Source organism: Ensifer sp. Root423 (assembly GCF_001426275.1).
Lineage (GTDB): Bacteria > Pseudomonadota > Alphaproteobacteria > Rhizobiales > Rhizobiaceae > Ensifer > Ensifer adhaerens.
Window position 1 is genome coordinate 210,753 of the sequence record NZ_LMEG01000012.1, and the last position, 11,857, is coordinate 222,609.

14 protein-coding genes, 1 tRNA gene, 1 pseudogene and 1 riboswitch are annotated in these 11,857 nt (G+C 63.2%); of the genes and pseudogenes, 7 read left to right on the forward strand and 9 right to left on the reverse strand.

Annotated features, from left to right (window positions below; genetic code table 11):
- Window positions 1-29: 29 nt before the first annotated feature.
- Window positions 30-422 (reverse strand): Co2+/Mg2+ efflux protein ApaG, encoded by a 393-nt coding sequence (gene apaG, locus ASD01_RS13645; RefSeq protein ID WP_034797159.1) that lies wholly within the window; start codon window positions 420-422, stop codon window positions 30-32.
- Between apaG and ASD01_RS35580 the strand changes: the two genes are divergently transcribed.
- Complete coding sequence (locus ASD01_RS35580) at window positions 421-594, forward strand: hypothetical protein (protein ID WP_156552925.1); 174 nt, start codon at window positions 421-423, stop codon at window positions 592-594. The genes apaG and ASD01_RS35580 overlap by 2 nt on opposite strands.
- 55 nt (window positions 595-649) lie before the next feature.
- On the opposite strand, the gene ASD01_RS13650 is transcribed toward ASD01_RS35580, so the two are convergent.
- Complete coding sequence (locus ASD01_RS13650) at window positions 650-1,834, reverse strand: O-succinylhomoserine sulfhydrylase (protein WP_060644103.1); 1,185 nt, start codon at window positions 1,832-1,834, stop codon at window positions 650-652.
- A 44-nt stretch (window positions 1,835-1,878) separates the two neighbouring features.
- Window positions 1,879-1,957, reverse strand: a riboswitch (SAM riboswitch).
- Between the two features lie 74 nt (window positions 1,958-2,031).
- Here ASD01_RS13650 and ASD01_RS13655 point away from each other — a divergent pair.
- From ASD01_RS13655 to ASD01_RS13665, 3 genes are all read left to right on the forward strand, one after another.
- A complete protein-coding gene (locus tag ASD01_RS13655) occupies window positions 2,032-3,129 on the forward strand; it encodes a 2'-deoxycytidine 5'-triphosphate deaminase (protein WP_034797155.1) in 1,098 nt (365 codons plus the stop codon).
- A gap of 81 nt (window positions 3,130-3,210) precedes the next feature.
- Window positions 3,211-3,285, forward strand: a tRNA-Gly gene (locus ASD01_RS13660).
- Window positions 3,286-3,429: 144 nt separating this feature from the next.
- Window positions 3,430-4,263 carry a transporter substrate-binding domain-containing protein gene (locus tag ASD01_RS13665; protein WP_034797152.1) on the forward strand — a complete coding sequence of 278 codons (834 nt, stop codon included), beginning with the start codon at window positions 3,430-3,432 and terminating at the stop codon, window positions 4,261-4,263.
- A 34-nt stretch (window positions 4,264-4,297) separates the two neighbouring features.
- Here ASD01_RS13665 and ASD01_RS13670 read toward each other — a convergent pair whose 3' ends face one another.
- The 3 genes from ASD01_RS13670 to ASD01_RS13680 form a co-directional block, all read right to left on the reverse strand.
- Entirely contained in the window at window positions 4,298-4,708 is a 411-nt protein-coding gene (locus ASD01_RS13670; protein ID WP_034797150.1) for a tellurite resistance TerB family protein, read from the reverse strand.
- Between the two features lie 127 nt (window positions 4,709-4,835).
- Window positions 4,836-5,648, reverse strand: coding sequence for a thermonuclease family protein (locus ASD01_RS13675; protein ID WP_034797148.1), 813 nt, complete (start codon window positions 5,646-5,648; stop codon window positions 4,836-4,838).
- A gap of 13 nt (window positions 5,649-5,661) precedes the next feature.
- On the reverse strand, window positions 5,662-6,315 hold the full coding sequence (locus ASD01_RS13680) for a S24 family peptidase (protein WP_034797146.1): 654 nt from the start codon (window positions 6,313-6,315) through the stop codon (window positions 5,662-5,664).
- A 187-nt stretch (window positions 6,316-6,502) separates the two neighbouring features.
- On the opposite strand from ASD01_RS13680, the gene ASD01_RS13685 reads away from it, so the two are divergent.
- Window positions 6,503-7,585, forward strand: a complete 1,083-nt coding sequence (locus ASD01_RS13685; RefSeq protein ID WP_034797145.1) for a calcium:cation antiporter — start codon at window positions 6,503-6,505, stop codon at window positions 7,583-7,585.
- 19 nt (window positions 7,586-7,604) lie between these two features.
- Here the strand turns inward: ASD01_RS13685 and ASD01_RS13690 are convergent, their stop codons facing one another.
- Entirely contained in the window at window positions 7,605-8,114 is a 510-nt protein-coding gene (locus ASD01_RS13690; RefSeq protein WP_034797143.1) for a winged helix-turn-helix transcriptional regulator, read from the reverse strand.
- A gap of 133 nt (window positions 8,115-8,247) precedes the next feature.
- Between ASD01_RS13690 and ASD01_RS13695 the strand changes: the two genes are divergently transcribed.
- Entirely contained in the window at window positions 8,248-8,712 is a 465-nt protein-coding gene (locus ASD01_RS13695; RefSeq protein WP_034797141.1) for an SRPBCC family protein, read from the forward strand.
- 70 nt (window positions 8,713-8,782) lie between these two features.
- Here ASD01_RS13695 and ASD01_RS13700 read toward each other — a convergent pair whose 3' ends face one another.
- Window positions 8,783-9,364 (reverse strand): LysE family translocator, encoded by a 582-nt coding sequence (locus tag ASD01_RS13700; protein WP_034797140.1) that lies wholly within the window; start codon window positions 9,362-9,364, stop codon window positions 8,783-8,785.
- Between the two features lie 220 nt (window positions 9,365-9,584).
- Here ASD01_RS13700 and ASD01_RS37585 point away from each other — a divergent pair.
- Window positions 9,585-10,469 (forward strand): annotated as a pseudogene (locus tag ASD01_RS37585) (DMT family transporter).
- Between the two features lie 26 nt (window positions 10,470-10,495).
- On the opposite strand, the gene ASD01_RS13710 reads toward ASD01_RS37585, so the two are convergent.
- The gene (locus tag ASD01_RS13710) at window positions 10,496-11,329 is read right to left on the reverse strand and encodes a methyltransferase domain-containing protein (RefSeq protein WP_034797138.1); all 834 of its coding nucleotides are present in this window, start codon (window positions 11,327-11,329) and stop codon (window positions 10,496-10,498) included.
- Window positions 11,330-11,402: 73 nt separating this feature from the next.
- Entirely contained in the window at window positions 11,403-11,831 is a 429-nt protein-coding gene (locus tag ASD01_RS13715; protein ID WP_034797137.1) for a GNAT family N-acetyltransferase, read from the reverse strand.
- Window positions 11,832-11,857: the final 26 nt, after the last annotated feature.

An 11,857-nucleotide genomic window follows, 5' to 3' on the forward strand; every position in this document is an offset into this window, starting at 1 on the left:
AAGAGCGACGCTAGTCCGAAGGACGCGCTTCAGTTCAGGGTGCGCACGAGCCCGGGTGAATCGAGCGAGAAGGCGGGGATGGCAACGTTGAAGGTCTCTCCGCCTTCCGATTCCATGCTGTAGTGGCCGAACATGACGCCTGAGGGCGTATCCAGAGGGCATCCGGACGAATACTCATAGGTATCGCCGGGATTGAGCAGCGGCTGCTCGCCGATGACGCCCGGACCGCTGACCTCGTCGACTTGCCCGTTCTCATCGGTAATGTGCCAGTAGCGCGTCATCAACCGCACGGATGCGTCCGAGTGGTTTGAGATGACGATGCGATAGCCCCAGACATAGCGGCCGTCATCGGGATCCGACTGCTCTTCGAGATAGTACGGCTCCACCGTAACTTCTATGTCGCGGGTCAAAGCGCGATACATGGGCATCACCTTGCTTCAGGTCTTTCAGGGTATTCTACAGCAAGATGGTTTCGTCAAGAATAACGGCAAGATTGTGCGATCCCATGATGGGACGGATGGCCGTGCTGACGCGATCGAGCGGGTGAAACGTGCCTGGCACCTTGGCGCCGCGCCGCCGGAAACCATCTCGTGACGGCCGGCAAGGGGCGTCGGCCGCCGTTGATCACGGCGGCCGTGTCTTCGTAAAATCAGGCCTTCACGGACTTCAGCGCGCGGGCGAAATCTTCCACCACATCGTCGCTGTCCTCGATGCCGGCCGAGAAGCGCACGGTTCCGGCGGAAATGCCGAGCTCTTCGCGGGCCTCGTCGGTCAGGTTCTTGTGCGTGGTCGTTCCCGGATGGGTGATCAGGCTCTTGCTGTCGCCGAGGTTGTTGGAGATGCGCACGATCTCCAGCGCATTCTGCAGCGCGAAGGCTGCATCCTTGCCGCCCTTCAGTTCGAAGGCGACGAGCGTCGATCCGCCGGTCATCTGCTTGGCGATGATGTCGGCCTGCGGATGATCCTTGCGGCCAGGATAGATGACCTTGGCGACCTGCGGCTGTTCTGCCAGGAAGTCGGCCACGCGGCGGGCCGTTTCCGTCTGCTGACGCACGCGTAGCGGCAGCGTCTCGATGCCCTTCAGCAGCGTCCAGGCGTTGAACGGCGACATCGCCGGGCCGGTGTGGCGGAAGTAGTCGTGCAGGTGCTCGTTGATCCATTCCTTGTCGGAAAGCACGACACCGCCGAGGCAACGGCCCTGACCGTCGATATGCTTGGTGGCGGAATAGACGACGATATGGGCGCCGAGTTCCAGCGGCTTCTGGAAGAGCGGCGTCGCAAAGACGTTGTCGACGACGACCTTGGCGCCGATCTGGTTGGCGAGCTTGGCAACGCCGGCAATGTCGATGACTTCGAGCGTCGGGTTGGTCGGGCTTTCGAGGAAGAAGACCTTGGTGTTCTTCTGGATCGCCTTTTCCCAGTTGGCGAGGTCGCGTCCGTCGACCAGCGTGCACTCGATGCCGTATTTCGGCGCCAGCGTCTCGACCACCCAGCGGCAGGAGCCGAAGAGGGCGCGGGCGGCGACGATGTGGTCGCCGGCCTTCAGCTGGCAGAGAATGGCGGCGGTGACGGCAGCCATGCCCGATGCCGTGGCGCGCGCATCCTCGGCGCCTTCCAGCATGCACATGCGCTTTTCAAACATGTCGTTGGTCGGGCTACCGTAGCGGGCGTAGATGAAGCCTTCGGTCTCGCCCTTGAAACGAGCTTCCGCAGCTTCCGACGTCTCGTAGACAAAGCCCTGGGTAAGGAAGATCGCCTCGGAGGTCTCTCCGTGCTGGGAACGGGTGGTCCCGCCATGGACCAGTTGCGTTGCGGGGCGCCAGTTTTTGCTCATGTGACGGTCACTTTCAAAAACAAAAAAACCGGCCGCGTGAAGGGCCGGTTTGACACCCGGCCTTTTTAGCTACTTGTTTAACGTGGCTGCAAGCCGACCGGCCAAATCACCACGGGATAAAGCTTCAATACTGCCAGGGTACGCTTGCGTCAATTCCCGGAGTTTGGTTTTGTCTCGCAACTGAAAAGAGGACTGCAATGGGCCGCGACACTGGGATTTTGGCCGATCGCGCGATCGCCGCGCTGTTAGAATCGGGACGCCTCAAAAGCGAGAAGCCGCTGGATGACGATCAGATCCAGCCGGCAAGCCTCGACCTGCGCCTAGGCTCGAAGGCTTTCCGCGTCCGCGCAAGCTTCATGCCAGGCCCGTCTCACCTCGTTGCCGACAAGCTCGACCGGCTGAAGCTGCACGTCGTCGATCTGACCGATGGCGCGGTGCTGGAAACGGGCTGCGTCTACATCGTGCCGCTGATGGAAAGCCTGGAACTGCCTGAGGGCATGTCGGCCTCGGCCAACCCGAAAAGCTCGACCGGTCGCCTCGACATCTTCACCCGCGTCATCACCGATCGCGCCCAGGAATTCGACAAGATCCCGACCGGCTACAGCGGTCCGCTCTATCTCGAAATCAGCCCGCGCACCTTCCCGATCGTCGTGCGCCGCGGCTCGCGCCTGTCGCAGATCCGCTTCCGCATGGGCCAGTCTATCCTGTCGGAGCAGGAACTGCAGGCGCTGCACGAGAGCGACGTGCTGGTGGCGAGCGACAAGCCGAACGTCAGCGGCGGCGGCATCGCGCTGTCGATCGATCTGAAGGGCACCGGGCCCGAAGGCCTGATCGGCTATCGCGGCAAGCATCACACCGCCGTCATCGACGTCGACAAGAAAGCGCAGCACGCGATCTTTGATTTCTGGGAGCCACTCTACAGCCGCGGCCGCGATGAACTGATCCTCGATCCGGATGAGTTCTACATTCTCGTCTCGCGGGAGGCGGTGCATGTTCCACCGCTTTATGCGGCCGAGATGACGCCGTTCGATCCGCTGGTCGGCGAGTTTCGCGTGCATTATGCCGGCTTCTTCGATCCGGGCTTCGGCCATGCCTCGGCCGGCGGCACGGGCAGCCGGGCCGTGCTCGAAGTGCGCAGCCACGAGGTGCCGTTCATCCTCGAACACGGCCAGATCGTCGGCCGCCTGATCTACGAACACATGCTGGAACGGCCGGATGGTCTCTATGGCCTCGGCGTCGGCTCCAACTACCAGGCGCAGGGCCTGAAGCTCTCGAAGCATTTCCGCGCCGAGTAGGGGATTTCGAAGCGCCCCTTACGCAATCCCGCGCAAGGGTGCTTGACAGATCGCCCCGGTTCGGGAAATTTCGCAGGCACCGCGGGTGTAGTTCAGCGGTAGAACGCCAGCTTCCCAAGCTGGATGTCGTCGGTTCGATCCCGATCACCCGCTCCATTCTTCCTCGTCCCGTTCCTTGTGTAACCGCGTTCTCGTGGTGGCCTATGGTCAGCTGCGCTGCGGCCGGTTACTTTACCGCTCGATGAATCACCGCGGTTCCAAGGGCCGCCCCTGCCACATGAGACGTGCCGGCCGCTGCCCATGAAAGTTCTTTCCCTTTTCGCCCTTTGCGCATCCTTGATCGCGACGCCGCTTGCGGCCGAGGCTAAGGATCTGCCGCTGCTGTTCGACGCGCGCGAACGCATCGCCAAGCCCGATCTCACGGGCCTGGCGCGCCTGCGTTTCTTGACGACGGTGGATTTTCCGCCGTTCAACTTCATCGACCAGTCCGGCAAGCTTTCGGGATTTCATGTCGATCTCGTGCGCGAGATCTGCCGCGAGCTCGACATCGAGGCCAAATGCCAGATCCAGGCCGTGACCTATGCGGAGCTGCTGCCGGCACTGGAAGAGGGGCAGGGCGAGGCGGTGGCCGCCGGTATCGCCGTCGGTCCGGAACTGCGCCAACGCTTCGGCTTTTCCCGCGCCTTCATGCGGCTTCCAGCGCGCTTCGCCGTCAATACGAAGGCGGCCGGCGCAGTCTCGGCACCGAGCGATCTCAAGGGGAAGCCGGTCGGTGTCGTCGCCGGAACCACGCATGAGGCGATGTTCAAGGCGTTTTTCCCGAAGATCGAGGCCAAGGTCTATCCCGACCGCGAGGCCATGCTGACGGCTCTGCAGAAGGGCGATGTGCCGGCGGTGTTTTCCGACGGCATGCAGCTGTCCTTCTGGATCTCGGGTAGCGCTGCTGGCGGCTGCTGCACGCTTGTCGATGGCGCCTACTTCTCGCAGCGCTTCCTCGGTGAAGGCCTGACGATCATGAACCGCAAGTCCGAGCCTGCCCTGACCCAGGCGATCGATCACGCGCTGCTGGCGCTGTCGCGCAGCGGCCGCTTGGAGGAAATCTACCTGCGCTACTTCCCGAACGGAATCTACTAGGCGCCAGAACTTTTCGGCGTGATCACCGGCCGGCCTATCGGCGGAAGCGGGCGAGCGCGCCGCGCTCGATAGCGGCGCAGGTCAGCTTGTCGAGGCCAAGCCGGTCGCGCAGCAACTGCAGCAGGCGGATTTCTTCGTTGCGGATGCGCTGGTCGGCGGCCGCGATCTCGACGGCGAGCGCATAGGCCGTCTCGTGGAACTTCTCCGGCAGCGCTTCGCGCACGATCTCGAGCATGATGTCGAGCCCCTCGGGCGCCGCCAGCTGCGCCGAGCATTCATGGCCGATATGGACGAGGCTGTCCTCGTCGAAGCCGTCGAACACGGGCAGGAACTGAACCAGCCGGCCGATGCGGGCAAACTCGTCGTCGCTCATCTCGCGGTCGACCGCCGACATCATCACCATGACATAGATGAGAGCTTCGTGGTGGCTGAGGCTTGGTTGCATGGGCTTTCCGGCGGTAGAGCGATTCCAGGGATGGGACGGTTCCTGATCCGGAATTGCGTCGTTTCAAAGAGTTGAGCCGTCTGCCGCTTTCGGCAGACGGTCGAGAGCTGGGAATTGTCGCGGCTATTTACAAGTCCGGCTGCGAAGCGTCCACTCCGATGCCGAGGGTCGGATCGTCGAATGTCATCGGCGTGTGGCTGAGGTCGCGCGGATCGTCACCGTAAAAACCGAGCTTCGCCTGGCGTGCTGCGTCGGCGCGTTTTTCGAGGGTCGAGCCGGGAACCGGCGTTGCCCAGCCATTGTCGACGAGCCAGGTGGCAAGATCCTGTCCGCCAAGCGTGCAGGAGGCGGTGGCCGAAGGGCCGGAATCTCCTTCGGGCAGATCGCAGCTGACCGCACGTGCGCGCAGGAAGTTTCTGAAGGCGGTTCGCGCGACGATGCCGCAGGGCCAGCTCTTGCCGGCGCTTTCGCAGGTCCGCTCCGCTTGTTCCGGCTCGATGCCGTCGATCTGCAGCGTCAGCTTGTCGAACTGGATCACACCGGCGGCGACCGCGACCGGGCGATAGAGTACGGTCGGCCCGGCGGCCTTCGCTTCCTTCTTCGGTTCCGACAACGGCGCGCGCGGTTCCACCCGTTCGAGCGGCGCACTGGTGACCGTATCGGGCAGGCCGAACTGCTGTGGCTCGATGGCGCGCGCCGCATTTTCCGTCGTGGGCGATTGTTCGCTGGTCGTCGCCGCGCCGCCGGGGTCGAGCGGGACCTCGTCGTCGGCCTGATCCGGCGTCGCCTCGAAATCTGTCATGTCGGGCGTTTCGAGAACGAGTTCCGGTGTGGCGGCGGTCTCACGGTCGCGGATGGCAACAGCGCCCGCATAGAGGATGCCGGTGAAAAGGGCGATTGCGGCGATGCCGCCGGCAAGGGTGTAGAAATGCTGCCGCATCAGGAAGGACGTCCTATTGGCTGGCCCAGATAATTCGGGCGATCCATTCGATCTGGCTGGTCTCGAAGCTCCGGTTCGGATGCTCGGGATTGAGCGATAGAAGTTCGATCACACGCGGCGTCTGGCGCGTGAGCACCTTTGCCATGACCTCGCCCTCCTGCGTCTTCACCACAACCCGATCGCCACGCCGGATCGGCGCGCTGGGGTCGACGATCAGGATGTCGCCGTCGCGGTAGAGCGGCAGCATGCTGTCTCCCTGGACCCCGAGCGCATAGGTGCCGCTTCGCTTTTCCGCATCCGTCGGAAAGTCGATGACGTCCCAGCCCTGACCGGCGGGAAAGCCGCCATCGTCGAAGTAGCCGCCGGCACCCGCCTGGGCAAAGCCGATCAGCGGGATCGTGGCAGCGGCCACCGGCTCGGAAGGCGCTGGGACCCCCTCCGGCTGCAGTAGGCTGGTGAACTGGTCCATGGTGGCGCCCGTCGCCCCCAGCACCTTGGCGATCGATTCTGTCGAGGGCCAGCGCTCGCGCCCGTCGGCGGAGCGACGTTTGGATTTGTTGAAGGAGGTCGGGTCGAGGCCGGCACGGCGCGCGAGGCCGGACGGCGAGAGCTGGTGGCGCTCGGCCAGGGTGTCGATAGCGTGCCAGATCGTGCCGTGAGACAACATGACGAGAGATCCAGGCCGGGCAGGCGGCCACTTGCTGCTTTGGTTCCCGGCCACACTACCGAAACGCTGCAGGGCGGTAAAGAATCGGGAGGAAAATAGTCCTCTTTCCGTCATTTGATTTGCGGGACGCGGCCCCTATAGTTCCGGTGATGGGCAGGACAGGCTTTCGGTGGAGGGCGTTTTGTTGATGCGCATGAAAGCGGAACGCCTGCTGATCGTCGCCATGCTTGCCGCGGTCGCCGGGCTTGCGCTCGAAGATCGCCTGCTTGAGATGGGGCGCCTCGCAACGCTTCTCGGTGCCGCCGGTCTGGTGGTTGCGATCGTGCTTGCATCGCTGCGGGTGTCGCATCACGCCGAGGTTCTGGCATCCAAGGTCGGCGATCCCTATGGCACGATGATCCTCACGCTCTCGGCGGTGCTCGTCGAAGTCGTCGTTCTGGCGATCATGATGACCAGCGAGACCTCGCCGACGCTGGTGCGCGACACGATCTATGCGGCCGTCATGCTCGACATCAACGGCATCCTGGGCCTTGCAGCCCTTCTCGGAGGTCTGAAGCACGGCGAACAGCCCTATAATGACGATTCCGCCCGCACCTACAGCGTGATGATCCTGACGGCGATGGGGATTTCTATGATCGTGCCGGAATTCGTGCCGGCGGCGAAATGGCATCTCTACTCGGCCTTCACCATCGGCGCGATGATCACGCTCTACGCCCTGTTCCTGCGCATGCAGGTGGGCGTGCACAGCTACTTCTTCAGCTACAGCTATCCGAAGGCGAAGGGCGAGGGGAGCGCGAGAGAGGGCGGCCCCGACCAGCCGGTGTTGCCGTCGATCGTGATCCTGATCCTCGGCATCGTGCTGATCGGTGTGCTGGCGGAAGTGATGTCGTCGCTGCTGACATCGGGCTTGAAAGGGAGCGGTGCACCGCCGGCTGTCACGGCCATCGTCGTCGCGGCGATTTCCGCCTCTCCGGAGATCATGACCGCCATGCGCGCCGCTCTCGCAAATCGCATGCAGGCGGTCGTCAATATCGCGCTCGGCGCTTCGCTTTCGACCGTCATCCTGACGGTGCCGGTGATGGAGGCGATCGCGCTCTATACCGGCCAGCCGTTCCTGATGGCGATGTCGCCGGTGCAGACGGTGATGGTGACGATCACGCTGATCGTTGCCGCGATCAACCTCAATGACGGCCAGACCAACGCCATCGAGGGCATGACGCATTTCGTGCTGTTTGCCACCTTCGTCATGCTCTCGGCGATCGGGCTCTGAACCGGCCGCCGGGCGAGCGTCAGGCCGTCGCCTTTTCCTGCGCCTTCCTGGCGACCACCTCTTCATAGGCGGCCTGGAGCGTGGCGCGCACCCGCGGCGGGCCATCGAGCGGCATCCCCAGATGGTCGTGCCGCAGCTCGTCCATGAAGCGATCCCAGAGCGCAGGGCCGCCGTTCTCCATGAGTTCGGCGCGAATGCTGAGCTCTTCGCTGACCGGCAGGTAGCGCCGTCCCCAGGTACCGAGCTGGGCCATGATCGGCACGAGTGCAATCGTCATTTCCGTCAGGCTGTAGATCGCCTTCTGCTTGTGCGTGGGGTCGTCGCGCTTCGTCAGCATTCCCTGTTCGACCAGCATCTTCAGCCGATCCGCAAGGATATTCGATGAGATACCCTCCTGCGATCGCAGCAGCTCCCGGAAGTGCCGTTTGCCGCCGAAGATCATGTCGCGAATGATCAGCAGGCTCCATTTGTCGCCGAACACTTCGAGCGAAAGATTGATCGGGCAACCCGAGCGCATGTCGTCCTTCATTGGCACCTCTTTAAAACCGCTTGCATTATCGCATCACTGACGCTAACGTTCAACTGATTTCAAAATTATAGCAGTTCACAATCGAAACCAGTTGCGTATAAGCCACCGGTTTCCGACCCAGAGGAGGCAGGACATGACTGACAGATCCGTGGAACATTCGAGCTTCACCATTGAACGCAGCTTCAAGGCGACACCGGTTGAGGTGTTCAGGGCGTTCTCGGAGCCAGCCGCAAAGGAGCGCTGGTTCGTCAACGTCGAAGCCGGGGCGCAGATCACCCACGACTTCCGCGTCGGCGGCCGCGAAAGCGGTCGCTTCAGCGTGGACGACGGGACGACCTATTACGACGATACCGTCTATCTCGATATCGTCGAGAACCGCCGGATCATCTTTGCCTATACGATGACGCAGAACGACAGGCGGATTTCTGCCTCCGTCGCCACGGTCGATATCCAGCCTGCGGGCACCGGCACGCGCCTCGTCTTTACCGAACAGGTGGCCTTCCTCGACGGGCTCGACAAGCTCGAGTACCGCCGCGGAGGCTGGGAAGAGTTGATGGGGGCGTTGGCCAAGGAACTCGGCGAGGCGGTTGCTGCCTGAGCACAACGTTTGGCCGCGCATAGCGATCGATATCCCGGAGGACACGTGCTGGTCCTCCGGGATTTTTTTGCTAGTGCATGGCGGCGATCGCGCTGCCGGCGATGCCGACGGAGAAGAGCGTGAGGCAGACGGCGGCGATCCGGCGCGGCAGGTGCGAAGCCGAAAGACCCTTGGACATCTGCACCAGCAGGGCGCCGGCCCCGATCCAGGTCGACCCGGCGGCGATGACCAGCAGGGAGAAGCCGGCGATCCAGGGCCAGACGGCTGCCAGTCCTGTCTGCGGCAACAGCACCAGGGCGACGATCAGGGCTTTCGGATTGAGCAGCGTCGTGACGAAGACTTGTCGGATGGAGATGACGACACCTTCGCTGCGCTCGGCATCGGTCGTCCAGAGCGCATAGGCGAGGTAGAGAACCCAGCAGGCGGCAATGAGCCTCAGCGCCAGGCCGAGGTTCGGATGGGCGGCAAGGAACGGTGCGAGCAACGCGACGGCGGGAATGATCACCGCGAGATAGCCGCCGAGTTCGCCGGTCAAAAGCGGCAGCGACCGGCGAAACCCGGCCGATGCGCCGGAGAGCCAAAGCAGCGTATTCGTCGGACCGGGCGTCGCGAGCAGGACGAGGGCGGCAAGGGCAAAGGCGAGCGGCTGCATGTCGTTGGGACCCGAGTTTCATGGTCGTTATCGCTGCCTTCTAGCAGCGGCGCAAGCGCCGGTTCTTGATCTCCATCAAGCTTGCTGTCCGATCTGTGGTGCAAGCCACCCCAAGAAATCGCCACAGCGCCGCCCCGACATGCCCCTTCCGCGCCCGTCGCGGCCGCGCTATCAGACGGGCTCCGCCGCTTCTCCTCCCGCCGGCGTGATCGAGGCTCCCATGAACAAGACCGTCCTGTCAGGCATCGTCATGACGACGTTTTCCTATTTCCTGTTTTCGCTGCAGGATGCGTCGGTCAAATGGCTGGTCGTCGGCTACTCGGTCTGGCAGATCCTGTTTACCCGCAGCATCACCATTCTCTTGCTCTGCCTTGTGATCGGTCGCGGCAAGCTGGTGCGCAGCGCCATCTCGTCGCCGGTGATCAAACCGCTCTTCGTGCGCAATCTTTTGCTGCTCGCTGCCTGGCTTTCCTATTTCAACGCGGCGCGCGACCTCGGCCTGGCGGAGATGACCACCCTTTACTACGCCGCGCCAATCATCGTGACGCTGCTTGCTGTACCGATCCTGAAGGAGGACGTGCCGCCGATCCGCTGGTTCGCTGTGTTCATCGGCTTCGTTGGCGTGCTCATCGCCTGCGATCCGCTCGGCACCGGCATGAAACTGTCGCTGCCGGTTTTCCTGGCGCTTATCGCCGCCGTCTTCTGGGCGATCGGCACTGTCATGCTGCGCAAGACGGCACTTTAGGAAACGACCCTGGTGCAGATGACGATCTCCAACGTCTTTTTCATCGGCATGACCGGGCTTGCCGTCGGCTTTTTCTGGACGCCGCCTGCGCTCTTCGACGTCGCGCTGATGGCCGGAACCGGCGTCATCGCCGGCATCGCCCAGTACGCGTTGTTCGAGGGTATGCGCCGGGCACCGATCTCGGTGATCGCGCCGTTCGAATATACCTCGCTCGTCTGGGCCTTCGGACTCGGCTTCCTGATCTGGGGCGACGTTCCGGCCATGAACGTCTTTGCCGGCGCCGGGCTGATCTTTGCGGCCGGCCTGCTGATCATCGTCGGCGAACGACTGGCGCATCGGCGCGCCGGTGCCGCCGCTTAGAGATACGGGACGGACGGAAATCGTCGTCATGCTTTGATGACGAGCGCCTCGGGAACACGGCCGGTCAGCCTGAAGAACATGTGTGAGGTCACGAGCACGTTTGGGTCGGCAAGATGCTGGTCGAGTGCTTCCAGATCGGCATCGAGTTCGGCCTGGCCGATGAAGCCTTCGGCGACAAGCCCGCCGCGGACATTGTCGATGAAATCCCGAAGGATCGGCCGGCGGTCGTGACCCGGCGGATAGACATGCTCGACCGCGTCGACGGATATCGCCTCGATACCGGCGTTCCGGAACAGACGATGCAGCCGGCGACCGATATTGAGGTCGATGCCTCTGGCGGCGGAATAGGCGACATAGGCGGCAAGCAGCCGGTCCCAGGCGGCAAGCGGCGGATCGCAGATATGTCCGAGGAAATCGGCCTCGAAGCTCGCGATCCAGCCACCCGGCCGTACCAATGACACCATTTCGAGCACGATCAGCTCTGGCCGCGGCACGTTGACGAGCACCAGCCGCATATGAGCGCCGTCGAAGGAACGGCGCGGCAGGCCTGTCGCATAGGCATCGCCCTCGCGCACATCCACCTGGGGGAGCGCATGGCCGGCAACGAAACGGCGGGCGAGTTCGACAAAATTCGGATCGCGTTCGATGCCGAGCACCGATCCGTTTGGCCCGACGCGTTTGCCAAGTAGGTGCAGAACCCCACCGGGGCCGCAGCCAAGATCGACGACGCGTTCGCCCGGCCGGATTCCGACCCGTTCGAGCTGCTGGTCGGAATCAGGGGCGAGATTGGCAATCTGTCGTTTCAGGCGTTCTTCTTCGGGCCCGGCGCGCCCAAGAAGATAGAGATCAGGCTCGCTCATGGCGTGTCCCCCTCTGACCTCGCGGAGGATGCGCCTGCGCGCGAAGAGCGTCAATCAGAAGATGCTGATAAGCTTAACGCACGCCGGACGTCATGAAACGTCGCTCGGGAGTTTCTTCATAGATCACAAGACCTTCGCGGCGGTAGAACGCCACCGCCGGATTGGTCGTCAGCACGCTGAGCTGCACGGGCAGGCCGATCGCCCTTGCTTCACCGAGCACTTGGCGAAGCGCGATCGCACCGTAGCCGCACTTCTGGTGACCGGGCGCGACGTAAAGCTTGTTCACCCAGAAATGGTCCTCGCGCCGCGTGACCGATACGCAGCCGACATCCTCGTGCCCCACGGCGATGATGCGATACTCGCCGAGGATGAGTGCATCCGCCAGCCGAGGCCGCCAGCTGCCCCAAAGCGCGATCGCATAGTTGCGCATACAGGCTTCTTCCAGCCAGCGCAGATAGGGTTCGTCGTCGGGGACGGCGGGGCGGAGGGCGGCTTTGGTCATGGCTTCGTCATGGAGTGTGGTTCAAT